This is a genomic window from Nocardia brasiliensis NBRC 14402 (assembly GCF_000308475.2).
GTDB lineage: Bacteria > Actinomycetota > Actinomycetes > Mycobacteriales > Mycobacteriaceae > Nocardia > Nocardia brasiliensis.
In genome coordinates this window covers 49,860-73,508 of the sequence record NZ_BAFT02000038.1, presented here as the reverse complement: position 1 = coordinate 73,508, position 23,649 = coordinate 49,860, and the positions used below count along the sequence as shown (strand labels likewise).

Sequence of the window (23,649 nt, the reverse complement as noted above, 5' to 3'; positions counted from 1 at the left end):
CGGGCTCGGTCCGCCGATCATTACAGCCCCGTTTTTTCCGGGAAATTTCCGGCCGATACCGCTCAGCCGGGGAATCCCGGGCCGGACCGACGCGAGGCCGGCTGCGACCCGGACAACCGATACCGCCTTCAAGATCATAGGACGTTTCCCGGGATCGGGTCGTCACCGCCCGTCGTCGGCGACACGCGGGCCGGTGATACGGCTTGTTCCTCGGCATGTCGGCGGCGTTCGGGCCGCGGTGGGGCGGACCGGGCGGGTACCCGGATTCGCTGGCGTGCGGTGGTGTCGCTCGCGCGATCGGGGCAGATCGGTGCGCACGCGCCGAGTGCGTGTCCAGCTGCGCGATACGCGTCGGCGCCATCGGAGGGGACCGGCAACCGGCTGCACGGCTCCGCCCGCCGGCTATGTCGTCCGATCATGGCAGCGGCACCGACCAGCACAGCCTGGTGCCGGGCATCGCACTGCCGTCCCGTTCCTCGGGCGCGAGACCCGCTGTGGCGACGCCGAATTCGCCGTCGGCCTTTTCGGCCCGCTGCTCCAGATTGCGTAATCCGCTGCGCACCACGTGGTTCGGAATGCCCCATCCGTTGTCGGTGACCACGATGGTCAGATCGTCGTCGACGGTGACCTGTACCGCGAGGGTGTCCGCCCCCGAGTGCCGGACCGCGTTGCTGACCGCCTCGCGGACCACCGCTTCCGCGTGATCGGCCAGCTCGTCCGCCAGTACCGACAGCGGGCCGGACACCGAAAACGTTGCGTGCAGCGGTGTTTCGGCGGTCTGCTGGCGGATCGCGCGCTCCAGCCGCTGCTGTAGCGGGTTGCCCTGGCTGCCGTGCAGATCGAAGATCGAGGTACGAATGTCCTGGACCACCTCTTGCAGATCGTTCACCACCGTCGAAAGTCGCTGTCGCACTACCGGAACCGTAGCCTTCGCGACCGCGCCCTGCAGCGTTATCCCGATCGCGAACAGCCGTTGGATGACATGATCGTGCAAATCGCGCGCGATGCGGTCGCGATCGGCCAGGATATCGATCTCGCGCATCCGGTGCTGGGCATCGGCCAGCTGCATGGCCAGCGCCGCCTGATCGGTGAAAGCGGCGGTCAATTCGACCAATTCGTCGGAATACGGTGCCGCGCCCGCGGGGCGCAAGGTGGTCAGCACGCCGAGCGTGGTGTCGGGGGTGCACAGCGGCAGGATCAGCAGCGGCCCGTTCTCCGGCCGGGCGAAACCGAGACCGACGGCGCTGGCGTCGTCGAACCGCAACGGGGTACGCCGGGCGAACGCCTCGCCGAGCACGGTGCCCTCGATCGGTACCACCGTGCCCTCGTAACCCGTTCCGGGACCGCACCATTGGGTGATCACCAGCTCGCCCGCGGTGCTGCCCGGACCGGCCAGGAACGAGCGCTGCGAGCCGGTGAGCGTGCGCGCGTGCTCGACCACCTGGCCGAGTACGCTGTCGGACTCGGTACCGGCCAGGAACTCGGTCGCGATATCGCGGGTGGCCGCGATCCAGGCCTGCCTGGTGCGGGCCGATTCGTAGAGCCGCGCGTTGTCCACCGCGATGCCCGCGGCCGCCGCCAGCGCCTGCACCAGCACATCGTCCTCGCCGGTGAACGGTTGCGCGTCCGCCTTCTCGGTCAGATAGAGGCTGCCGAACACCTCGCCGCGCACCCGCACCGGCACCCCGAGAAAGGTGCGCATCGGCGGGTGATTCTCCGGAAGCCCAACGGAGGCAGGATGTTTGGAAAGATCGTCCAGACGCAGCGGTCTGGACTGCTGGAACACCACGTCGAGCACGCCGTGCCCGGCCGGCAATCGCCCGATGGCGCTGCGGGTCCGGTCGTCCATGCCCTCGTCGATGAACTGCACCACCCGCTGGTCGTGACCGCGCACGGCCAGCGCGCCGTAGCGGGCGTCGACCAGGCTGATCGCGGTGCGCACGATGGTACGCAACGTTTCGTCCAGATCCAGGCCCGACGTGACGGCCAGCATCGCCTCGACCAAGCCGTCCATCCGGTCGCGGGAGTCGAGAATGAGCTCGACCCGTTCCTTGACCTCGCTCAGCAGTTCCCGTAACCGCAGTTGCGGCAGGGTGTCACGGACCGAGTAGGGGTCGTTGCCCTGCTCGTCGGTCATCTCGGCTTCCCCTTGTGACGGGCGCGTGAACTGCGCCTCGCGCCAGTTTAGTTCGCCGATCGGGGACTTTCGGCCCTGTTCGCGGTGGCGTCGCGATGGTGACATGGTGGCTCGGGTTCGAATCGAAGGCAGGACGTGCCACATGAAGTCGTCAGGGCTGTTGCGATCGTCGCCGGCGCAGTATTGGCACACCGCGGGTGAACTCGATCTCGCCGTCACCACCTGCGGCGAGGTACCGGCGATGGATGTGACGCGAGCGGTCCGGGCGATCGGGCGGGTGCTCCGCCGCCATCACCTCGACGCGGCGACCAGGGTGCGGGTCACCGCTCCGATCGACGCCGAAGATCCGACGGTGGTGCAGGCCAACATTCGCTGCCACGGCGTCGCGACCCGCGTGCAGGTGACCGGGCCCGGCGGGTTCGCGGTGACCTTCGCCGCCGAACGACTCGACCGGCAACTGGCCCGGCTGGCGACGGCGGCGTCGCGGGATTGGCCGGACCCGGCGCGGCCGCCGCTGGCCCGGGTCACCGCGCCGCGACCGATCGTGCGCCGCAAGTACTGCGCGCTGCTGACCGGAACACCGGCTGAGGCGACGGCGGTGATGGACGCGATGGACTACGACGCGTATCTGTTCGTGGACGAGGCGACCGGCGCCGACGCCGTGGTGCACTGGGGCGATCCGCTCGGTGTGCGATTGTCCCGGCAGTGCGGTGCGCCGGAACACCCCGCCGGAACGGTGAATCTGCTTCCGCTGACTGTGGATACCGAACCTGCGCCGGTCCTGGACGAGGAGCGGGCCGCGCGCATCCTGTGTCAGCAGGGCCTGCCGTTCCTGTTCTACACCGATCCCGACCACGGCCGCGGTCAACTCCTGTACCGGCGCTACGACGGCGATCTCACGCTGGTCGGTCCCGCGTAGTAGCACGCCGGACCGCTGGACTCGTCGGAAGGCTCGGCCTGCGGACCGCCCAGTCCGGCGGACCGCTCGGCGCGCCGGACCGCTCAGCTGAGCGGCACCGACCACTGCACCACCGTGCCGCCGTGCGCACCATCCTCGATCCGGCAGCGGCCGTCCGATTCGATCGCGCGCTGCGCGAGATTGGCCAGGCCGCTGGGGATCACGTCGTCGGGCAGGCCCCAGCCGTTGTCCTGGACCAGGATGGTCAGCTCGTCACCGATGGCGATATCGATCGTCACGGAGTCCCCGCCGGAATGGCGTACCGCGTTGCTGACCGACTCGCGCACAACGGCTTCCGCGTGATCGGCCAGCGCGGGACCGACCACCGACAACGGTCCGTCGACGCGTAGCCTGGCCCGGATCGCGGTGTCGGTGGTCTGCTGCCGGATCGCGTCCTCCAGTCGCTTGCGCAGCGAGGCGCCCGCGCCGCCGTGCAGGTCGAAGATCGTCGTCCTGATCTCGTGCACGATCTCCTGGAGCCGGTCGATCTCGTCCGAGAGTCGTTGCCGGACTTGCTCGTCGCCGACCCGGGTGGCCAGGCCCTGCAGGCCGAGGCCGACCGCGAAGACCCGCTGGACGACATGGTCGTGCAGATCGCGGGCGATGCGGTCGCGGTCGGCGAGCACGTCCAGTTCCCGCGCCTTGCGTTGCGCCTCGGCCAATTGCATGGCCAGGGCGGCCTGGTCGGTGAACGCCGAGGCCAGTGCGATGAGTTCGGCGGAGTAGGGCGCGGATTCGGGTCCGCGCACGATGATCAGCACGCCCAGTACCACGCCCGCGGTCTGCAACGGCAGGATCACGGCCGGACCGGCCGCCGCGACGGGCGCGCCGAGATCGACGTCCCGCGCGTCCGCGAGCTGGACCGCCGTGCGCTCCGCGAACGCCTTACCGGCCGCGGTGTCGGTGAGCCGCACCGTTTGTCGCGCGACCGGTTCCGCGGCGAGGGACCATTGCGCGACCACGAGTTCGGTGGCTTCTTCGGGCGGGATGCCGGGCTCGACCACCGCGAGCAGCGCGCGCTGTGAGCCGGTCAGCGTGCGCGCGTGCTCGACCACCCGCGCGAGCACCCGGTCCGGTGCGGTGCCCGCCAGGAATTCGGTGGTGATATCGCTGGTCGCCTCGATCCACGCCTGTCTGGTGCGGGCCCATTCGTAGAGCCTGGCGTTGTCGATCGCGACCCGGGTCGCCGTGTCGACGACCGCGCGCAGGGTGTCCAGCACGGTGTGCGGGATCTCGGCCACGGCCCGGTTCAGCGTTCGCCGAGCTTGCTGGCCAGCACCGCCGCCTGGGTCCGGCGCTCCATGCCGAGTTTGGCGAGCAGCCGGGACACGTAGTTCTTCACTGTCTTCTCGGCCAGGAACATGCGGGCGGCGATCTGCCGGTTGGTGAGGCCCTCGCCGAGCAGTGCGAGCAGCCTGCGTTCCTGCTCGGTGAGCCCGGCCAGCGCGCCGTCTTCCGCGGTACCCGCGCGCAGTCGCGCCCGCAGTGCGGCCGCCGCGCGATTGTCCAGCAGGGAGCGGCCCGCACCGACGGCCTTGATCGCCGCGGCCAATTCCATGCCCTTGATGTTCTTCACCACATAGCCGCCCGCGCCCGCCAGGATCGCGTCGAGCATCGCCTGCTCGTCGGTATAGGAGGTGAGGATCAGGCAGCGCAGCCCGTCGACCTCGGCCAGCAGGTCGCGGCACAGCTCGATGCCGTTGCCGTCGGGTAGCCGGACATCGAGCACGGCGACGTCGGGCCGCAGCGCCGGAATCCGGGCCAGCGCCTGCGCCACATCACCGGCCTCGCCGATCACCCGCAGTTCCGGGTCGCTGTCGAGCAGGTCGATCAGGCCACGCCGGACGATCTCGTGGTCGTCCACCAGAAAAACGGTGATCACGCAACCCTCCTGCCGCACTGCCGTCCCGGTTCACCGACCTCGCGAGCCCGATCGATCCCCGCATCCCCTGCTCAAATTAGCCGGGTCCGCCCGCGCGCAGGCTGGATCGCCGTGAAGAGGTATCCGGCGCAGCGGATTACGTCCCCGCGTGGTCCGGCTCACTCGCGCTGCGGTCGAGCTATGGCCCGGCGGCGGGGAGGTGGCGAAGCTGCGTACGATGGGTTTGCTGGGGCCGGGTGTTCCGGAGGGGGTCGGCGGCGTCGCCGGTGACCTGTGGCGAAGTGTGCGTGCTGTCGTACCCGTCGAGTTCCGGTGCGTTGCCCGCGCATCCCCGCAGCTGAAGCGGCCGTGACCCCGCCGCACTATCCCGCGCGACCCGCGCGAGCGAAACTTGTCGGTGGGCACGCCTAGCATGGCGGCGGGATAGGTCTGGACGCCGTTTTGTCGGTTCACCCGAACACGATCGAGAAGGGATTCACCAGGTGGCGGAACGCCTCACTGTGCGCGGAGCTCGGGAGCACAACCTGAAGGGGGTCGACCTCGATCTGCCCCGCGACAGTCTCATCGTGTTCACCGGATTGTCCGGCTCCGGTAAATCGAGCCTGGCGTTCGACACGATCTTCGCCGAGGGACAGCGGCGCTACGTGGAGTCGCTGTCGGCCTACGCGCGGCAGTTCCTCGGGCAGATGGACAAGCCCGACGTCGACTTCATCGAGGGCCTCTCGCCCGCGGTGTCGATCGACCAGAAGTCCACCAACCGCAACCCGCGCTCGACCGTCGGCACCATCACCGAGGTGTACGACTACCTGCGTCTGCTGTACGCCCGCGCGGGCACCCCGCACTGCCCGGTCTGCGGCGAGCTGATCGCCAAGCAGACCCCGCAGCAGATCGTCGACCAGGTGCTCGCCATGGAAGAGGGCATCAAGTTCCAGGTGCTTGCGCCGGTGGTGCGCACCCGCAAGGGCGAATTCGTCGACCTGTTCGATCAGCTGAACAGTCAGGGTTACTCGCGCGTGCGGGTCGACGGCGTGGTGTATCCGCTCACCGACCCGCCGAAGCTGAAGAAGCAGGAGAAGCACGACGTCGAGGTCGTGGTCGACCGGCTCGCCGTGAAGCCGAATTCCAAACAGCGCCTCACCGATTCGATCGAGACCGCGCTGCGCCTGGCCGACGGCATCGTGGTGCTCGACTTCGTCGATCGCGACGAGCACGCGCACGATCGGGAGCGCCGCTTCTCCGAGCGCCTGGCCTGCCCGAACGGGCACGCCCTCGATATCGAAGACCTGGAACCCCGATCGTTCTCGTTCAACTCGCCCTACGGCGCCTGCCCCGACTGCACCGGTCTCGGCATCCGCAAAGAGGTCGATCCCGAACTGGTCGTGCCCGATCCGGCGCTCAGCCTCAACGAGGGCGCGATCGCCCCGTGGTCGCGCGGCCAGACCGCCGAGTACTTCACCCGCCTGCTGTCCGGTCTCGCCGAGTCGATCGGCTTCTCGATGGACACGCCGTGGGAGGATCTGCCGCTCAAGGCGCGCAAGGCGGTGCTGGAGGGCAGCTCCGATCAGGTGCACGTCTCCTACACCAACCGCTACGGCCGGAAGCGTTCGTACTACGCCGATTTCGAGGGCGTGATGCCGTTCCTGCAGCGGCGGATGGAAAGCACCGAGTCCGAGCAGATGAAGGAGCACTACGACGGGTACATGCGCGACGTGCCGTGCCCGGTCTGCGACGGTGCCCGGCTGCGCCCGGAGATCCTCGCGGTCACCATCAGCGCGGGGGGCGACCACAAGTCCATCGCCGATGTCAGCGATCTGTCCATCGGCGACTGCTCCGCCTTCCTGAACTCGCTCACGCTGGGCGAGCGCGAGGCCGCGATCGCCGGGCAGGTGCTCAAGGAGGTGCAGGCGCGGCTGGGGTTCCTGCTCGACGTCGGCCTGGAGTACCTGTCGCTGTCGCGGGCCGCCGCCACCCTGTCCGGTGGTGAGGCGCAGCGGATCCGGCTCGCGACCCAGATCGGGTCGGGGCTGGTCGGTGTGCTCTACGTACTCGACGAGCCGTCCATCGGCCTGCACCAGCGGGACAATCGGCGGCTCATCGAAACCCTCACCCGGCTGCGCAATCTCGGCAACACCCTGATCGTCGTCGAGCACGACGAGGACACCATCCGGGCCTCGGACTGGGTGGTCGACATCGGCCCGCTGGCCGGCGAGCACGGCGGCCGCGTGGTGCACAGCGGGCCCTACCAGGAACTGCTCACCGATCCCGAATCGCTCACCGGCGCATACCTTTCCGGCCGGGAGCGGATCGAGGTGCCGATGGTGCGCCGCCCGATCAGCAAGAAGCGCCAGCTCACCGTGGTCGGCGCGACCGAGCACAATCTGCGCGGCATCGACGTCAGCTTCCCGCTCGGCGTGCTCACCGCGGTCACCGGCGTCTCCGGCTCCGGTAAGTCGACGCTGGTCAACGACATCCTGGCGACGGTGCTCGCGAACAAGCTCAACGGCGCGCGGCAGGTGCCGGGCCGGCACACCAGGATCAACGGCCTGGACAACCTGGACAAGCTCGTCCAGGTCGATCAGTCGCCGATCGGCCGCACCCCGCGCTCCAACCCGGCCACCTACACCGGCGTGTTCGACAAGATCCGCACGCTGTTCGCGTCCACCACCGAGGCGAAGGTGCGCGGCTACCAGCCGGGCCGATTCTCGTTCAACGTCAAGGGCGGTCGCTGTGAGGCCTGCTCCGGCGACGGCACCCTGAAGATCGAGATGAACTTCCTGCCCGACGTGTACGTCCCGTGCGAGGTCTGCCACGGTGCGCGCTACAACCGGGAAACCCTCGAGGTGCACTACAAGGGCAAGACCATCGCCGAGGTCCTCGACATGTCCATCGAGGAGGGCGCGGAGTTCTTCGAACCGATCAGCTCGATCCACCGCTACTTGAAGACACTGGTGGATGTCGGCCTCGGCTATGTGCGGCTCGGCCAGAGCGCGCCCACCCTGTCCGGCGGTGAGGCGCAGCGCGTCAAGCTGTCGGCCGAATTGCAGAAGCGGTCCACCGGGCGCACCGTGTACATTCTCGACGAGCCCACCACCGGCCTGCATTTCGAGGACATCCGCAAGCTGCTCAAGGTGATCAACGGTCTGGTCGACAAGGGCAACACGGTCATCGTCATCGAACACAACCTGGACGTGATCAAGACCTCCGACTGGATCATCGACATGGGCCCCGAGGGTGGTTCCGGCGGTGGCACGGTGGTCGCCGAAGGCACCCCCGAAGACGTGGCGGCCGTGGCCGAAAGCTACACCGGCCAGTTCCTCCGCGAAGCCCTGGCCGCGCCCCCCGCCACCAAGCCCGCCAAAAAGGCGCCCGCCAAAAAGGCTTCGGCGACAAAGGCTTCCGCCAAGAAGTCCCCCGCCACCAAAGCCGCCAAGCCCACCCCCGACAAGCCGAGCGAAGCCCAAGCCGCCGCCAAGGCCGCGACCAAACGCCTTTCGCGCAAAGCCGCCGCCCTGCGCTGATCCCGCGTAACCGGTCCCCGGACCTATCCGGTCTGGGACCGGTTACGTGATCAGCTCTGCATGAGTTGGGCGAGGCGGTGCCAGGCGGGGGAGGTGGCGCCGGGTTGGGAGTGGGCGGCGAGGCGGGCGATGGCGGGGTTTTGGACCGGGCGGGTTTCGGAGTGGAGGTGGTGGGTGGTGAACCAGGTGCGGGTGCGCTCGGCGAGGGCGGGCAGGCGCGGGTCGTCGGGGGACCAGTGGAATGCGGCGTCGTGCTCCAGGTAGAGGGCGCGGAACTCGGGAACCGCTAGCAGTTCACGCTTTTCGGCCAACCAGAGGGTGGCGTCGGCAGGGGAGGCGGTTTGCAAAAGAATCCAGCCGTCGCGTTCGAGGCGGATCTGGCGGTCGCTGGCACCGAGTTCGCGGAGTTCATCGAGGAAGTCGGCGACCTCAGGGGAGACGAAAAGCCGGTCGCCGCCGCGTAATTGGGCGAGATGCTCGCGGGTGTGCCGCAGTTGGGTCATGCGCTTGCGGACGTCGCGGTCGATCTCGGCGATCGCGGCGGCGAGCGTTTCGGGGTCGGCGTCGAGCAGGTTTTTGACGCGGACAAGCGGGACGCCCGCCTCGGCCAGGGTCCTGATCTTGACGAGATCGATCGCGTGCTGGGCGGTGTAGCGCCGGTAGCCGGACGAGTCGCGGTCGGGCTCGGGGAGCAGACCGCGCTCGTGATAGTGGCGGATGGCCTTGGTGGTCACTCCGGCGAAGTCCGCGAGCCGGCCGATCGTGATCATGCGGGTCATCCTTGCACTCGTCGTCTCGCCCGGCCGGAACGGTCAGGCGCGGCGGGTGAGCCGGCCGCCGCCGTTGCGGAAACGGGCCCGGCCGTCCTGAATATCGTGGAAGGAGACCAGCAGGAGGCGCAGGTAGCCGTCGAACGTCTCCAGCGGGTAGCCCACCGGGGCGAACAGGCCGGGCCGGATCGCCACGTACCGCTGCGGCGGGGCCGCGGTCGTGCCACCCGCGAACTCGGTGAAGACCCGTTCCTGCGATTCGTCGGCGGGCTCGTAGGTCATCCGTTCCTCGAGCTGGCCGTCGACAATGCTGACCTCGATCCGGAGCTGGTTCGAACGATAGGTGCCGACGTATGGGGTGAGGTCGACGTCCTCCGCGAATTCGGTGACCAGCGTAGGGATTTCGACGCCGAGCTGGGTGCGCAGCAGCCACTGCAGCAGCTGATCCTGCAGCATGATCGCGTCCGGGCTGTTGCCGAACGCGGCGAAGACCAGATCGTGTTCGGGCACCACGCACAGCAGCGACACACCGCCGGGCGAGGCGCCCGACATGGCGAGCACGGTGGTGTCGCCGAACGGGTAGCGCACCCAGCCCATGCCCATCGGCGGCACGTTCGGCGTCGCCATATCGTGCGAAACCCGCTGCATCAGGTCGACCGAATCGGTCGATAGAACGCGAACCCCGGTGGGCGACACTCCGCCCGCGAGGTGGGTACGGCCGAATGCGAGCAGGTCGGCGACGGTGCCGATGGGTGTGCCGCCCGCCGGACCCCAGGTGTCGGGCAGCGTGAACATGCCGGTGGGTGCGGCGGACATGGTCTCCGGGTTCAGGAAGTGGCCGACGGCGGTGCTGCGCAGGATGGCTTGTTCGGCCGAGGTGCTGGATTCGCGCATGCCGACCGGGCCGTAGATGTCGCGCTCGAGTAGTGCGTGGAAGGACAGGCCGGTCACCACTTCGAGCAGGCGGCCCGCGACGATCATGCCGCCGTTCGAATAGCTGAGCTGCTCACCCGGCTCGAACAGGACGCCGCTGCCCTCGGCGAGACCCGCGAGGTAAGTGCGCAGTGCGGCACTGCCTTTGGCGTCGGGGAAGTACAGGTCCGCGTCGATGCCGTTGGTGTGCGAGATCAGGTGCCGCACCAGGATCTTGTCCGCCGCGCCGGGCGCGTTCAACGCGAATTCGGGCAGGTAGCGCACCACCGGCGCGTCGAGGTCGAGGTTGTCACGCTCGACCTGCTGCAGCACCAGGGTGGTGGTGAGCACCTTGGTGACCGAGCCGAAGAGGAATCCGGTGTGCTCGAGCATCGGCGCACCGGTCCGGGCATTCGCCGTGCCGTGCGCTACGACGACCTGTTCACCCGCTCGATAGACCCCGGCGACGAAACCGGGAACGAGGTTGGCCTCGCAGCAGGTGGCGGCCTGTTCGCGGATGTGAGTTGCGATGTCGTGCAGTGCGTTGCTGTTCATGAGAACTATCGTCGAACCTTGCCCTAGGGGCAAGGTCAAGCCGAAGTCTCCGGCACCGGAAAATGCCTGTTCAGAAATGATTTGGGTAGACAATGCGGCGCGCTGCGGTGTGGCCGCGTCGTTTGCACGGAGCCGTGCCGAGCGAGGGGGCCGTGCACTGCGGGAAATCGCTTGTGGGCGCGGGTGACGGTTTGTCACGCTGCAAGGGTGACCATGCATGCCGATCAACTGGCCGTCTCGCTCGAGACGGTGCGGGCGCTGGTCGACGAGCAGTTCCCGGCTTGGCGTGATCTGCCGATCCGGGCGGTCGCATCCGCGGGTACGGAGAATGCGCTTTTCCGGATCGGGGATCGGTTCGCGGCGCGGTTCCCGTTGCGCGCGGGGGAGGTCGAGTCCGTACGGCGCTCGTTGCGGGCCGAGGCGGCGGCCGCGCGAAAACTGTTCGGTCGCACGAGATTTCGCACACCGGAGCCGATGGCGATCGGCGAACCCGGCGCGGGCTACCCGCTGCCGTGGGCGGTACAGACCTGGCTGAGCGGAACGGTCGCCACCATCGCGGATCCGGGCGGCTCCATCGAATTCGCCTGCGATCTGGCCGAGTTCATTCGCGGCGTGCGCGCCATCGACACCCGCGGCCGTACCTTCGCCGGGCGCGGCCGCGGCGGTGAGCTGCACACGCACGACGACTGGATGCAGACTTGCTTCGAGCGCAGCACCCACCTGCTGGACGTGCCGGCCCTGCGCCGCCTCTGGGCGCGGATGCGCGAATTACCGCGCGGCGCAACACCCGACGTGATGAACCACTGCGACCTCATCCCGGGAAACGTGCTCGTCGCCGACGCCCGCCTCACCGGCGTCATCGATGTCGGCGGCCTCGCCCCCGCCGACCCGGCCCTCGACCTGGTCAGCGCCTGGCACCTGCTCGAACCCAGCCCCCGTCGGATACTTCGAGCCCACCTCGAATCCGACGACCTCGAATGGCATCGCGGCCGCGCCTGGGCCTTCCAGCAAGCCATGGGCCTCGTCTGGTACTACGCCACCACCAACCCCACCATGAGCCACCTCGGCCGCCGCACCCTCACCCGCATCCTCGCCGACCTCGCCTGACCCACAAAATGCGATGCGGTCGATCCGGCGTGTTCGCTAGCATGGTACGCATGAAAACGTCCGCGCAGCTGGTCATGGCGTCCCGTTCACGGGGCCGCTGACACCTGCTCGGATCATTGTTTCGAGGCCCTGTCCCACGGGGCCTCGAGTCGTTTCCGGAGCCCCTTCCTGTTCGGAGGTTCCGATGTCCACGCACACCTACATCACCACGACGATCCCGTACGTCAACGCACGGCCGCACCTGGGCTTCGCGCTGGAGTTGGTCCAGGCGGATGTGCTCGCTCGCTATCGGCGCCGCCGCGGCGAGCAGGTCCGGCTGCAGACCGGTACCGACGACAACTCGCTGAAGAACGTCCTGGCCGCCGAGGCCGCGGGGGTTCCCGTGCAGGAGTTCGTCGACGCCAACGCGGCAGCGTTCGTGGCGCTGGCCGGCCCCCTGTCCGTCGCCGTCGATGACGTGATCCGCACCAGCGGCGATCCGCGGCACCGGTGCGGAGTGGAACGTTTCTGGCGGGCCTGCACCGCGGCGGGGGACCTGTACCGCAGACACTATGACGGTCTGTACTGCGTCGGCTGCGAACAGTTCTCTGCGCCCGGCGATCTGGAGGACGGCCGCTGCCCGGAGCACGACCTAGCGCCGCAACACGTTTCGGAGGTGAACTGGTTCTTTCGCCTGTCCCGCTACACCGATCGGCTGCACGATCTCATCGTGACGGGCGCGGTGCGGATCGAGCCCGCGGTCCGGCGCAACGAGGTGCTCGCGTTCATCGCAAATGGGCTGACGGATATTTCGGTGTCGCGGTCCGTCGAGCGGGCGCGCGGCTGGGGTATTCCGGTGCCGAATGATCCGACGCAGGTGATCTATGTCTGGTGGGACGCGTTGGGCAACTATCTCACGGCGCTCGGTTACGGCACCGGCGGCGCGGAATCGGAACGCTGGTGGGCGGGGGCGCAACACCGAATTCATGTGGTGGGCAAAGGGGTACTGCGCTTTCACGCGGTGTACTGGCTCGCATTACTGCTGTCGGCGGGGGAGCCGCTGCCCACCACTATCTTTGTGCACGACTACATCACCGTCGATGGGCGCAAGATCAGTAAATCCGCCGGCCGCACCATCGACCCGGTGGAGTTGGTGCGGCAGTACGGCACCGACGCCGTCCGCTGGTGGTTGCTGCGCGAACCACCGCGAGTGGGCGATGCCGATTTCACCGTTGAGCGCCTCGTCCATCGCGCCGACGACGAACTGGCCAACGGCCTCGGTAATCTGGTGAATCGCGTCGTCGGCTTGATCCACCGCTATCGCTCCGGGCGGCCACCGGCCGCCGAAACCGTGGCAGTTCAATATATTCCGTTGTTCCATGCGATCGCCAAAGCGGGCGAACGAATCGATTCGGCCTTGTGCAACTTCGACTTTCGCCGAGCCACCGCGGCCGTCTGGACGATCGTGGACGAGGCCAATCGCTACATCAATCGCACTCGCCCGTGGACTTTGGCACCGGCCGGATCCCCGTCCACCCCCGAACTGGACGCCATTCTCTCGGCCCTATTACTTTCCTGTCAGGTGATCGCCGACCACCTGACCCCGTTTCTCCCTGATCTCGCCGCCCGAATCACGAACCAGTGCACCCCGATCGACAACGAACTTCCGTCTGCCACCCAGCTCCAGCCACGCTTGGCGGCGCCGAAAGGCTGACCGTGCCGGGTGTGTATTTCTAACACAGCACAGCTGGGGAAAACGGTTCCCCAGTTCGCAACTGGGGTTTCCGGTAGCGCGACATATCGCCCTAACCTCCGACCACCGGGATTCATCCGTCCCTTGGAGGAACCGACATGCCCCGTATCTTCAACCGCGCCGATACCGGTCGAGTTCTCGCGACCGCTACCGCGCTGCCGCTCGCTCTGTCACTGGTGTTGATGGGATCGGCGAACGCCGATCCTGCGCCGCCCGAACGACAACTGGCCAACTCGGTCCAGGCGCCCAACATCAAACGCCACTTGACGGAGTTCCAGAAGATCGCCGACGCCAACGGCGGTACCCGTGCCGCGGGCACTCCCGGCTTCGACGCTTCCCGCGATTATGTCGTCAAGAAACTGCGCGGTGCGGGCTACCAGGTGACGGTGCAGAAGTTCGACTTCCCGTTCTTCCAAGAGAAATCGACCGCGGTGCTGAACCAGGTCTCCCCGGATGCCAAGACCTACAAGCCGACTCCGCCCGGCGGCAGTGCGCTCGGCGACTTCGTCACGCTGACCTATTCGGGTTCGGGCGACGTGAACGCGAAGGTCCAAGCCGTCGATTTGACGTTGCCGCCGACGCCGGAGCCGAGCTCGACCTCCGGCTGTGAAGCCGCGGACTTCGCGAACTTCACCGCGGGCAATATCGCGCTGCTGCAACGCGGCACCTGCCCGTTCGCCGACAAGGCCCGCAACGCGCAGACCGCGGGCGCGGCCGGCGTGATCATCTTCAACGAGGGCCAGCCCGGCCGCACCGACGCCTTCGCGGGCACCCTGGGCGGGCCCGGCTTCACCATCCCGGTGGTCGGCGCGAGCTTCGCCGTCGGCGAGGATCTCGCCTCGCCCGCCGACACGGTGGTGCGGCTCAAGACCGACACCGAGAGCAAGGTCCGTTCGACCTCGAACGTGCTGGCCGAGAGCAAGCAGGGCAAGGCGGACAAGGTCGTAATGGCCGGGGCGCACCTGGATTCGGTGCTGGCCGGCCCCGGCATCAACGACAACGGTTCCGGCAGTGCGGGCATCCTCGAGGTCGCGTTGCAGATGGCCAAGTTCCCGCCGAAGAACAAGGTCCGCTTCGCCTGGTGGGGCGCGGAGGAGCTCGGGCTGCTGGGCTCGGAGCACTATGTCGCGAACCTGTCCGAGGCCGACCGCGCCAAGATCGCGCTCTACCTCAACTTCGACATGATCGGCTCGCCGAACTTCGCCTACAAGATCTACGACGGTAGCGAGGGCACCCCGGGTTCGGCCGAGATCGAGAAGACCTTCGAACGCTACTTCGACATGCTGCGGTTGCCGCACGTGCCGACGCCGTTCGACGGCCGCTCCGATTACGGCCCGTTCATCGCGGTCGGGATCGCGGCGGGTGGCTTGTTCACCGGCGCGGAGGGCGTCAAGACGCCCGAAGAGCAGAAGATGTTCGGCGGCGAAGCGGGCAAGCCCTACGACGCCTGCTACCACGGTGCCTGCGACACCACGAAGAACATCAACGACAAGGCGCTGGCCGTGAACACCGGCGCCATCGCCTACTCGATCGCCACCTACGCGTTCAGCGACAACCCGCTCGGTGGCGGCACCGCCACGAAGGCGGGCACGCAGCAGCGCGGGAAGGACAACGCCTACCACGGCGGTCTCATCAAGTAGCGGCTCGCTGACGCAGGCCCCGGTGGTTCCCTACCACCGGGGCCTGTTGCTGTTCCGATTCCCTAACACTCCCTAAACTTCCCTATTGCGCACAACTGAGGGGATGTTTAGGGTAGTTCTGTGTCCGATACCTTCTATTCCGTCGAACAGGTCGCCGAGCGTTTGGGCCTGCATGTGCGCACCATCCGCAACTATGTGCGCGACGGGCGGCTCACCGCGGTCCGGATCGGCAAGCAGTACCGGATCTCGGCGGCGGACCTGGAAGCGTTCACCGGCCGTCCGGTGCCCGCACCGCTGCGGGAAACCGTTGGGCGGCAACGACACAGCGAGGTGTCGAGCATCGTCGAGGTGGACGCGGTCGATCCCGCGACCGCCGACCGGCTCACCTCGCTCGTCATGGGTGCGGCCGCGAATCGCGGGCCGGGCGAGCAGCGGTTACGGGTCGAGACGGTCTACGACGCGGAACGGGCACGGATGAAGGTCATCGTCCTCGGCGGTCTGGCCGATACGGCCCGGCTGCTCGATTACATGGAAGCAGTGCTCGCATGACGAAGCATCGCACGACGGAGGTGGGGAAATGACCACGATCTACAAGACCGAGCGCGGCGCGTCCGCGATCCAGCAGCGTTATCGGGAAGCGTTGACGGCCTGGCCGGTTCCGGCCGAACAACTGCGGATTCCGACCCGCGAGGGGGAGACCTTCGTCGTGGTGTCCGGTCCGCCGGACGCGCCGCCGCTGGTGCTGCTGCACGGGTCGGGCGCGAACGCGACCATGTGGCTCGGTGATATCGCCACGTGGGCAACGGATTTCCGGGTCTACGCGGTCGACATCATCGGCGAGCCCGGCGGTAGTGCGCCGGTGCGGCCGCCGCTCGGCTCCGAGGCGTACGCGCTGTGGCTCGATGATGTGCTCGAAGCCGTTGGCGTCGAACAGTTCTCGCTGGTGGCGTCGTCGCTCGGCGGGTGGTTCGCGCTGGATTATGTGACCCGCAGGCCGGGCCGGGTGACCAAGCTGGCGCTGTTGTGCCCCAGCGGGATCGGCAAGCAGACGATGGGCTGGCTACCGAAAGCGTTGTTCCTGCGCATGTTCGGCAGCTGGGGTGTGCGCCGGACGGCCCGCCTCGTGACGGGGTTGCACACCCCGGAGACCGATGCCGCCCTCGACCACGTGGTGTTCACCTTCGCCACCTTCAACCCGCGCACCGAACGGCTGCCGATCTTCTCCGACGACCAACTACGCACCCTCACCATGCCCCTCCTGGTGCTCGTCGGCGCCCGCGACGTGATGCTCGACTCCGCGGCCACCGCCGACCGCATCCGACGCTTCGCCCCCCACGCCACCGTCCACGTCCTCCCCGAAACCGGCCACGCCATCCTCAACCAAACTGCCACCATCGCCGACTTCCTCACCACCTGACCCCGAGCCCGCGCACGTTTCGTCACCGCGCGCGGATTCGTCAACGAATCAGCGCGCGGTGCGAATTGGTGCGCGCCGCCTGGCTGGTGTGCGCGGTGCGAATTGGTGCGCGCCGCCTGGCTGGTGTGCGCGGTGCGCGGGGCGTGCGAACTGTGCGCGCGGTGCCGGCTGCCGCGCGCGGCGACGACTTCTGGCGCGCGTTTGACGGATGGGTGGTGGGACCGCGGCGTGGGAGCGGTTGCCTTGTGCGCGAGCGCAACTGGTGGGCTGTGTGCGGCGGTTTCGGTGGGGTGTGCCGCACACCGCGGGCGATCTCATGGGTTCGGGGTGCCGAACCAGCGGGTCAGCGCGGTGTGGAGGTGGGCCGCATCGGAGTGGGTCGCCGTGTCCGAGGCCCAGGCGACGTAGCCGTCCGGGCGGATCAGGAGGGCGGTGGCTGGGGCTTCGGGACCGGCGGCGGGGACGAGGTCGACGCGGTCGCGCCACGGAGCCGCTACCTCGTCGAAGAATCCGTGCCCGTCGAGGGTGAGCAGGATCGGTCGGGCTTTGCGTAGTAGTTCGGCTACTCGGACTGTGCCCGTTGCGGTTTCGACGGTGAACTCCGGGACGAGGTAACCGGAGAGGGGGTGGTCGTCGCCGGTGTCGTAGCGAATGTCCGCACCGGCCATCAAGCGGGCGATGTGGGCGGCGTTGTCCGGCAGCGCGAGCAGCTCGCCGAACAGTTCGCGCAGCGCGCTCACCTCCGGTCCCGGTGCGAACAGCGCGGATTGGGCGAGCGAACTCATCATGACCCGAAGCCCGGCCGGGTGCCGTTCGGTGTGGTAGGTGTCGAGCAATCCGGCTGGGGCCCAGCCGTTTACCTGTGCGGCCAGCTTCCAGCCGAGGTTGGCGGCGTCCTGCATGCCGAGATTCAGTCCGGGTCCACCCATCGCCGAATGCACGTGTGCCGCATCGCCGACCAGGAAGACGTTCCCCTCCCGGTACCGCTCGGCTTGCCGGGTGTTCTGATTGTCGATGCGCCGCAGGGCGTTCGGGCCGGGGGAGCGCGGCGCTTCGATGGGCACGTCGACGCCGAGGATCCGCCGCAGGCTCGCGCGTAGTTCCGCGATGGACATCGGGGTGTCCGCGGACGCCGGCTTGCCGCCGCTCTCCTTCGTCGCCAACAGGGTCCGGCCCGGCTCCAGCTCGCCGTAGATCACGCCGCCGTTGTCGAATCTGTTGTGCCCGAATTCGATGCGCCCGAATCCGGGGATGTCGAGTGCGCCGTCGGCGGTGCGCAGCTCATCGGGCAGCCAGACGTGCGCCAGCCGCGAGATGTCATCGGTGTTGGTGCTGCCCGGGAACCCGATGCCGAGCCGTTTGCGGACGAAGCTCTTGCCACCATCGGCGCCGACCAGGTAGGTGGTGTCGAGGTGATAGTCGCCTGCGGGCCCGCTCACCGTGATCCCGACACCACCGTCGTAAGGTGCCAGCTCGGTGAGCCGGTGTCCCCAGCGCAGGTCCACGCCGAGCCCCAGCACCCATTTCTCCAGTTGCCGAGCGACTTTCGGCTGCGAGATGAGCTTTCCGTACAGGACCTTGTCCGGCATGTCGGCGAACGACAGGGGTAGCCCGCTGAACATGTATCCGAGCGCCGGCTGCGGCGCCGCACCGGATTCGTCGTACAGTCCGCGCATGTCCAGCAGCCGAACCACTTGGCCGACAAGCCCGTTGGCTTTCGGTTCATTGCTCGGCCCGGGCAGCTGGTCCAGCAGGACGGGACGGATTCCGGCGAGGGCGAGCTCGCCCGCCAGCAGCAGGCCGTTCGGCCCGGCCCCGGAAATGACTACGTCGTAAGTATTTTCGGGCATGACGAATAGACCCCTCTTCGTATACGGAACTCTGCGGTGTTGTGCCGGTCAGTGACCGGAAGGTTCGGGTAGCCCGGCGGCCACGTCGTCGAAGCCACGGCGGAGCAGGGTGGTGATGACCACGGGCGGATCGGCGTGCACATACGCCACCGCGGCGGACTTCATGACGGCGATGAGCACGCCGGTCACCAGATGTGGATACATATCGCGCGCGGGATCGGTTCCGGTGCGTCGCGCGATGGCCGCGACCCACTCGTCGACGAGTTCCTTGCTGATCGCCACATACGTCTGCGACAGTTCGACCAGCGTGCGGACCCCCGCCAGCTGGGTCTTGGTCGGCGGCGTATCGCGAATGCCGTCGGCGACGAACGGTGCGACGATGGCCTCGGTGATCGCGGTCCAGAGCGGCTCGTCGGCGGGGCGATTGCGAAACTCGGTGAGACTGCGCCGGATTCGGTCGACATTGCGGTAGGCCAAGGCCTCGTGTTTGCCGGCGAAGTAGTTGTTGAAGGTGCGGATCGACACCCCGGCCCGGGACGCGATGTCTTCCCGCGTCACGTTGTCCAGGCCGTGCTCGAACGCCAGATGCAGTGCGGCGTCGCTCAATGCGCGACGGGTGTCGAGCTTCTTGCGCTCGCGCAGACTCAGTTCCTCGGCCATGGGCACGAGTCTACGGCAAAAACTTGCCCGGTGGGCAAAATTTCCCGACGGGAAAATATTCTGTCAGGTGTGCGCCGCGGGCGCTGAACTACTCGGCGCCGCACGGCTGTTCGTCGAACCGGCTCAGTAGACCGGTCCCGTGTACTTCTCGCCCGGCCCCTTACCCGGCTCGTCCGGGTGTGCCGACGCCTCCCGGAACGCGCGCTGCAGGGACTGCAAGCCGTCCCGGATCGGTCCCGCGTGCGGGCCGAGGTACTCCACCGACGCGGTGACCAGCCCGGCCAGTGCGGTGATCACCCGGCGCGCCTCGTCCAGATCGCGGCGCGCGCTGTTGTCCGGATCCTCGTCCGCGAGCCCGAGCTTCTCCGCCGCCGAACTCATCAGCATCACGGCGGCCCGGCTGATCACCTCCACCGCGGGGATGTCGGCCAGTTCGCGCACGGCGTCGTCGAGCTCATCAGTCATACTGGTGACCCTAGTGGGGCGGCTCGGCCGCCCGATGCGCGCGGCCATCGGCCGAGCTCGGCGCGCGGTCGGGGACCCGATTCGGCGATAGCCGAACGGAATGTTAGACTTTCCGCTGACGACCGCCCCAGGTTGTGTCTTCTACCAAGATTTCGAGCCAGGGGCTGATAAGTGGAGCCCGACTCCCACCGTTGCCGACGAGCGATCGTCAGGTCAAACGGTCCGGTCACCCGCCTCCCCGGAGGCGGGTTTCTTGTGCGGGGGTTCTCTCAGGAGAGCCGCGCGTACGAGACCGAACGCGTGCTTTCGCGTGCGGTTGACCGGTCGACTCGGGCCCCGTTGCGGAATACCGCACCGGGGCTTTCGTGTTGAAAAGGGGTTGCAGTTATTGCGTGCGGTCGTCTTGACGACACCGCTTGACCTAGGAGGCCCCATCAGCACTGAGACCCGCATCAACGATCGCATCCGTGTTCCCGAGGTCCGGCTCATCGGACCCAGCGGCGAGCAGGTTGGGATCGTGCGTGTTGAAGATGCACTACGCGTCGCCATGGAGGCAGATCTCGATCTCGTCGAGGTCGCTCCGGATGCACGTCCGCCGGTCTGCAAGATCATGGACTACGGCAAGTTCAAGTACGAGACGGCGCAGAAGGCGCGTGAGTCTCGGAAGAACCAGGTGCAGACCGTGATCAAGGAGCAGAAGCTCCGCCCGAAGATCGACGACCACGACTATGCGACCAAGAGGGGCCACGTGATGCGCTTCCTCGAGGCCGGGTCGAAGGTCAAGGTGACCATCATGTTCCGTGGTCGCGAGCAGTCCCGGCCCGAACTGGGTTACCGGCTGTTGCAGCGGCTCGCCGCGGACGTGGCGGACCTGGGGTTCGTCGAGACCTCGGCCAAGCAGGACGGTCGCAACATGACTATGGTCCTCGCGCCCCACAAGGGTGCGAAGACGCGGGTGAAAGCCCAGCAGGAGTCCTCGGCCCCGCGACCGCAGCAGCCCGCTGCGCAGCAGAGCGCCGAGCCCGCAGACAGCGCGCCCGCCGCGGCTCCGGCCGAGCAGGCCGCCCCGCCGCAGTAAGACCGATAAGAGCCGGCGGTCCGCAAGGACCGCCGGGACGAGACAGATTAGAGGAATCCATGCCGAAGATGAAGAGCCACAGCGGTGCCTCGAAGCGATTCAAGGTGTCCGGTAAGGGCAAGCTGCTTCGCCAGCAGGCCAACCGCCGCCACCTCCTGGAGCACAAGTCGACCCGCCGGACTCGTCGTCTGGATGGCACGGAGGCCGTCGCGTCCGTCGACGTCCCGCGCGTGAAGAGGCTGCTCGGTCTCTGAGACCGGTTCGTAGCAGCAGACCGCGTTCCGGATTCCGGACGCCGACCCACCGACCAACCCCCGGGTGCCCCGCATGCGCCCCCTAGATCGACAGGACTGACCCATGGCACGCGTCAAAAGGGCCGTCAACGCTCAGAAGAAGCGTCGTTCCATCCTCGAGGCCTCCAAGGGCTACCGCGGCCAGCGTTCGCGGCTGTACCGCAAGGCCAAGGAACAGCAGCTGCACTCGCTCACCTACGCCTACCGGGACCGCCGGGCGCGCAAGGGTGACTTCCGCAAGCTGTGGATCGCCCGCATCAACGCCGCGGCGCGCTTGAACGACATCACCTACAACCGTTTCATCCAGGGCCTGAAGGCCGCGGGTGTCGAGGTGGATCGCAAGATCCTCGCCGAGCTCGCCGTCTCCGACGCCGAGGCGTTCGCCGGTCTCGTCGCCGTCGCCAAGGCCGCGCTGCCGCAGGACGTCAACGCGCCGGCTGCATAAGCTGACGTTGACCAGCGGACACCTTTCGGAACGACCCGTGGACGCGCTCTCCGAGCGCAATCCGCGGGTCGTTTCCGCTGTCAAACTGCATCGCGGCGCGCAGCGGCGCAAGACCGGGCTGTTCCTGGCCGAGGGCGCCAATTCCGTTGCCGCGGCGCTGGATACCGGGCGGGTGCGGGAGCTGTTCTACTCTGCGGGCGCTGCGGCCCGCGAACACGAGCTGGTTGCCGGTGCCGCCGCGACGGGCGTGCGCACCACGCTGGTCAGCGACCGCGCGGCCGCGCAGCTCGGCGAAACCGTCACCGCCCCGGGGCTGGTCGCGGTCTGCGCGCTGCTCGACGTGCCGCTGGCCGAGGTGCTCGGCAGCGCGCCGCGGATGCTCGCCGTGCCGGTCGAGATGGCCGAACCGGGGAATGCGGGCACGCTGATCCGGGTCGCCGATTCGGTGGGCGCGGACGGCGTTGTGCTGGCCGGTGATTCGGTCGACCCGCACAACGGCAAATGCGTGCGTGCCAGTGCGGGCAGCCTGTTCCATGTGCCGATCGCCCGGCACCGCGATGTCGGCGAGACGCTGGATTCCCTTGCCGCGGCGGGCATCACGATTCTGGCAACCGCCGCGAACGGTGAGGTCGACCTGGACGACGCCGACGAGCTGTTCACCCGCCCGGTGGCCTGGCTGTTCGGCAACGAGGCGCACGGTCTCGATCCCGCGGTCGCCCGCCGCGCCGACCACCGCCTGCGCATTCCCATCCGCGGCCGCGCGGAGAGCCTGAACCTGGCCACCGCCGCCGCCATCTGCCTCTACGCCAATTCCCGTGTCCGCTACGCGCAGTAGCGCGTTCAGCGGTTGTAGGGCTGTTCCTGGACCCAGCTGAAGCCGCGTTCCAGCAGCGGGAACGACTTCGGGTCGAGGCGGGTGAGCCAGGTGTGGATGCGGCGGCCCGCGTAGTCGTCGGCGTCGATGACCATGCGGCCCGGACTCGGCCACCAGTAGCTGAGGCGCACGTGCACCGGGGTTTCTTCGAAGGTGCCCACCGCGATGCGATGGCGTAGATCGATGAAGTGGCGTTTCGGGTCGATGGTGCCGCCGTACACCTCGAACGAATCGTCCATGTGCTGGATGGTGACCACCACCGGGTCGGAGACATGGAACGGGCGGTCGACAACGACTCGGCGCCACCGCAATTCGTCGGTCAGCAGGGGATCGCGGGCGTAGCCCTCCGAGGAGAAGCCGTCCACCTGGTAGATGCCGTACAGCTCCGGCACCGGGTTCGCCCACTGCCGCCAGTTCTGCACGCCGGTCACCGTGAGCAGGACAAGACCCACCGCCAACTGCGCCAACAGCGCGATGCGATTGGCTCTTGCGGTGCCGAACAACGGAATTCGCCGGATCGCGGGCGCGGCGCGCTCGGAGAACAGCACCACGAACAAGCGGCGCGCGTGGGGTGCGAGCAGGAACAGGCTCAGCAGCAGGAGCTGTGCCGACACCGATTTCAGGCGAATGTCGTAGGTCAGGTTCAACAGCAGCACCTGGGTCATGTCCACCGCGCACAGCAGCGCGCCGGCCGCGGTGGCGCGCGGCACCACCAGCAACACACCGGCCAGCAATTCCGCGACGCCCAAGGCGATTTCGTACGGTTGTGACACGCTGACCTGCGCCCACAGCACGCCTGCCGGACTGAAATTGCCGTAGGGCTCCACCAACCGGTTCAGCACGAACGGCATCTGCGTCGGAATCGCCTTCGCCATCCCGAAATAGAACATCGCGAGCGCGAGCACGAACCGCAGATACAGCTGCACCCAGGCGAACAGCCGGTCGTAGCGGAGCCGGCGCCGATCCAGCACCGACCACACCGCCGTGACCACCGCCGCGAGGACGACCAGGAGAAACAGTGCGGTCCACTGGAACGCACTGTCGCTGCCCACCTGAGTGCTGACCACCCGCAGGCCGAGCACCTGCGTGGCCGTCCACTCGATCGGCGGGCGGGCCAGGTGCAGGATATTCAGCACCGAGCCCCATCCCGCATCAATCCCCAAGCCCGCCAACAGAATCGGCATCAGCCCGACCAGTCCCGCCAGCCCGAACAAGCCGAAATAGGCGACACCGAACCGAAACCCGAGACGCGTCGCCAACCGCCACTGTTCTGGCTCGCCCTCCGCCGCAGTGCGCGCTACCGCGTCCGCTGTGGCGAGTGGCACGGCGTCTGCTGAAGTGGCTGCTGCCGCGCCT

20 protein-coding genes are annotated in these 23,649 nt (G+C 67.9%); 11 read left to right on the top strand and 9 right to left on the bottom strand.

What is annotated here, in order from left to right:
- Window positions 1–415 precede the first annotated feature (415 nt).
- The gene (locus tag TY25_RS11765) at window positions 416–2,137 is read right to left on the bottom strand and encodes a GAF domain-containing sensor histidine kinase (protein ID WP_042255955.1); all 1,722 of its coding nucleotides are present in this window, start codon (window positions 2,135–2,137) and stop codon (window positions 416–418) included.
- Window positions 2,138–2,279: 142 nt separating this feature from the next.
- Here TY25_RS11765 and TY25_RS11760 point away from each other — a divergent pair, with 142 nt between their 5' ends.
- Window positions 2,280–3,056 carry a sigma 54 modulation/S30EA ribosomal C-terminal domain-containing protein gene (locus TY25_RS11760; RefSeq protein WP_052382933.1) on the top strand — a complete coding sequence of 259 codons (777 nt, stop codon included), beginning with the start codon at window positions 2,280–2,282 and terminating at the stop codon, window positions 3,054–3,056.
- 83 nt (window positions 3,057–3,139) lie between these two features.
- Here TY25_RS11760 and TY25_RS11755 read toward each other — a convergent pair whose 3' ends face one another.
- Window positions 3,140–4,336 (bottom strand): GAF domain-containing sensor histidine kinase, encoded by a 1,197-nt coding sequence (locus TY25_RS11755; protein ID WP_052382932.1) that lies wholly within the window; start codon window positions 4,334–4,336, stop codon window positions 3,140–3,142.
- Between the two features lie 8 nt (window positions 4,337–4,344).
- Window positions 4,345–4,977 carry a response regulator gene (locus TY25_RS11750; RefSeq protein WP_029899211.1) on the bottom strand — a complete coding sequence of 211 codons (633 nt, stop codon included), beginning with the start codon at window positions 4,975–4,977 and terminating at the stop codon, window positions 4,345–4,347.
- A 482-nt stretch (window positions 4,978–5,459) separates the two neighbouring features.
- On the opposite strand from TY25_RS11750, the gene uvrA reads away from it, so the two are divergent.
- A complete protein-coding gene (uvrA, locus tag TY25_RS11745) occupies window positions 5,460–8,495 on the top strand; it encodes an excinuclease ABC subunit UvrA (RefSeq protein WP_042255954.1) in 3,036 nt (1,011 codons plus the stop codon).
- 50 nt (window positions 8,496–8,545) lie between these two features.
- Here uvrA and TY25_RS44445 read toward each other — a convergent pair whose 3' ends face one another.
- Window positions 8,546–9,265, bottom strand: a complete 720-nt coding sequence (locus TY25_RS44445) for a MerR family transcriptional regulator (protein WP_042256150.1) — start codon at window positions 9,263–9,265, stop codon at window positions 8,546–8,548.
- A 42-nt stretch (window positions 9,266–9,307) separates the two neighbouring features.
- Window positions 9,308–10,732 carry a serine hydrolase domain-containing protein gene (locus TY25_RS11735; RefSeq protein WP_042255953.1) on the bottom strand — a complete coding sequence of 475 codons (1,425 nt, stop codon included), beginning with the start codon at window positions 10,730–10,732 and terminating at the stop codon, window positions 9,308–9,310.
- Window positions 10,733–10,945: 213 nt separating this feature from the next.
- Here TY25_RS11735 and TY25_RS11730 point away from each other — a divergent pair, with 213 nt between their 5' ends.
- The 5 genes from TY25_RS11730 (at window position 10,946) to TY25_RS11710 (ending at window position 16,628) form a co-directional block, all read left to right on the top strand.
- Complete coding sequence (locus TY25_RS11730; protein ID WP_042256149.1) at window positions 10,946–11,839, top strand: aminoglycoside phosphotransferase family protein; 894 nt, start codon at window positions 10,946–10,948, stop codon at window positions 11,837–11,839.
- A gap of 184 nt (window positions 11,840–12,023) precedes the next feature.
- Window positions 12,024–13,532, top strand: coding sequence for a methionine--tRNA ligase (gene metG, locus TY25_RS11725; RefSeq protein ID WP_042255952.1), 1,509 nt, complete (start codon window positions 12,024–12,026; stop codon window positions 13,530–13,532).
- Window positions 13,533–13,669: 137 nt separating this feature from the next.
- Window positions 13,670–15,211, top strand: coding sequence for a M28 family metallopeptidase (locus TY25_RS11720; protein ID WP_042255951.1), 1,542 nt, complete (start codon window positions 13,670–13,672; stop codon window positions 15,209–15,211).
- A 120-nt stretch (window positions 15,212–15,331) separates the two neighbouring features.
- The gene (locus tag TY25_RS11715) at window positions 15,332–15,760 is read left to right on the top strand and encodes a helix-turn-helix domain-containing protein (RefSeq protein WP_042255950.1); all 429 of its coding nucleotides are present in this window, start codon (window positions 15,332–15,334) and stop codon (window positions 15,758–15,760) included.
- 28 nt (window positions 15,761–15,788) lie between these two features.
- Entirely contained in the window at window positions 15,789–16,628 is an 840-nt protein-coding gene (locus TY25_RS11710) for an alpha/beta fold hydrolase (protein WP_042255949.1), read from the top strand.
- A 314-nt stretch (window positions 16,629–16,942) separates the two neighbouring features.
- Here the strand turns inward: TY25_RS11710 and TY25_RS11705 are convergent, their stop codons facing one another.
- The 3 genes from TY25_RS11705 to TY25_RS11695 form a co-directional block, all read right to left on the bottom strand.
- Entirely contained in the window at window positions 16,943–18,478 is a 1,536-nt protein-coding gene (locus TY25_RS11705; protein ID WP_042255948.1) for an FAD-dependent monooxygenase, read from the bottom strand.
- Between the two features lie 48 nt (window positions 18,479–18,526).
- Window positions 18,527–19,138, bottom strand: coding sequence for a TetR/AcrR family transcriptional regulator (locus TY25_RS11700; RefSeq protein ID WP_042255947.1), 612 nt, complete (start codon window positions 19,136–19,138; stop codon window positions 18,527–18,529).
- Window positions 19,139–19,261: 123 nt separating this feature from the next.
- A complete protein-coding gene (locus TY25_RS11695) occupies window positions 19,262–19,603 on the bottom strand; it encodes a DUF1844 domain-containing protein (protein WP_042255946.1) in 342 nt (113 codons plus the stop codon).
- A gap of 379 nt (window positions 19,604–19,982) precedes the next feature.
- Here TY25_RS11695 and infC point away from each other — a divergent pair, with 379 nt between their 5' ends.
- From infC to TY25_RS11675, 4 genes are all read left to right on the top strand, one after another.
- Window positions 19,983–20,681: a translation initiation factor IF-3 gene (gene infC, locus TY25_RS11690; RefSeq protein WP_014983430.1), complete on the top strand. Its 699-nt coding sequence runs from the start codon at window positions 19,983–19,985 to the stop codon at window positions 20,679–20,681.
- Between the two features lie 59 nt (window positions 20,682–20,740).
- Complete coding sequence (rpmI, locus tag TY25_RS11685) at window positions 20,741–20,935, top strand: 50S ribosomal protein L35 (protein WP_014983431.1); 195 nt, start codon at window positions 20,741–20,743, stop codon at window positions 20,933–20,935.
- 103 nt (window positions 20,936–21,038) lie between these two features.
- Window positions 21,039–21,419: a 50S ribosomal protein L20 gene (gene rplT / locus TY25_RS11680; protein ID WP_014983432.1), complete on the top strand. Its 381-nt coding sequence runs from the start codon at window positions 21,039–21,041 to the stop codon at window positions 21,417–21,419.
- A 37-nt stretch (window positions 21,420–21,456) separates the two neighbouring features.
- Window positions 21,457–22,254 carry a TrmH family RNA methyltransferase gene (locus TY25_RS11675; RefSeq protein ID WP_042255945.1) on the top strand — a complete coding sequence of 266 codons (798 nt, stop codon included), beginning with the start codon at window positions 21,457–21,459 and terminating at the stop codon, window positions 22,252–22,254.
- Window positions 22,255–22,259: 5 nt separating this feature from the next.
- On the opposite strand, the gene TY25_RS11670 is transcribed toward TY25_RS11675, so the two are convergent.
- Window positions 22,260–23,618 carry a DoxX family protein gene (locus TY25_RS11670; RefSeq protein ID WP_370466231.1) on the bottom strand — a complete coding sequence of 453 codons (1,359 nt, stop codon included), beginning with the start codon at window positions 23,616–23,618 and terminating at the stop codon, window positions 22,260–22,262.
- Window positions 23,619–23,649 lie beyond the last annotated feature (31 nt).

What these genes read in the sequence shown, in the direction of transcription:
- TY25_RS11765 (WP_042255955.1), bottom strand. Translation starts at nt 2,137, where the DNA reads ATGACCGACGAGCAGGGCAACGACCCCTACTCGGTCCGTGACACCCTG.
- TY25_RS11710 (WP_042255949.1), top strand. Translation starts at nt 15,789, where the DNA reads ATGACCACGATCTACAAGACCGAGCGCGGCGCGTCCGCGATCCAGCAG.
- TY25_RS11730 (WP_042256149.1), top strand. Translation starts at nt 10,946, where the DNA reads ATGCATGCCGATCAACTGGCCGTCTCGCTCGAGACGGTGCGGGCGCTG.
- TY25_RS11700 (WP_042255947.1), bottom strand. Translation starts at nt 19,138, where the DNA reads ATGGCCGAGGAACTGAGTCTGCGCGAGCGCAAGAAGCTCGACACCCGT.
- TY25_RS11760 (WP_052382933.1), top strand. Translation starts at nt 2,280, where the DNA reads ATGAAGTCGTCAGGGCTGTTGCGATCGTCGCCGGCGCAGTATTGGCAC.
- rplT (WP_014983432.1), top strand. Translation starts at nt 21,039, where the DNA reads ATGGCACGCGTCAAAAGGGCCGTCAACGCTCAGAAGAAGCGTCGTTCC.
- TY25_RS11720 (WP_042255951.1), top strand. Translation starts at nt 13,670, where the DNA reads ATGCCCCGTATCTTCAACCGCGCCGATACCGGTCGAGTTCTCGCGACC.
- TY25_RS11705 (WP_042255948.1), bottom strand. Translation starts at nt 18,478, where the DNA reads ATGCCCGAAAATACTTACGACGTAGTCATTTCCGGGGCCGGGCCGAAC.
- metG (WP_042255952.1), top strand. Translation starts at nt 12,024, where the DNA reads ATGTCCACGCACACCTACATCACCACGACGATCCCGTACGTCAACGCA.
- TY25_RS11695 (WP_042255946.1), bottom strand. Translation starts at nt 19,603, where the DNA reads ATGACTGATGAGCTCGACGACGCCGTGCGCGAACTGGCCGACATCCCC.
- TY25_RS11735 (WP_042255953.1), bottom strand. Translation starts at nt 10,732, where the DNA reads ATGAACAGCAACGCACTGCACGACATCGCAACTCACATCCGCGAACAG.
- TY25_RS44445 (WP_042256150.1), bottom strand. Translation starts at nt 9,265, where the DNA reads ATGATCACGATCGGCCGGCTCGCGGACTTCGCCGGAGTGACCACCAAG.
- rpmI (WP_014983431.1), top strand. Translation starts at nt 20,741, where the DNA reads ATGCCGAAGATGAAGAGCCACAGCGGTGCCTCGAAGCGATTCAAGGTG.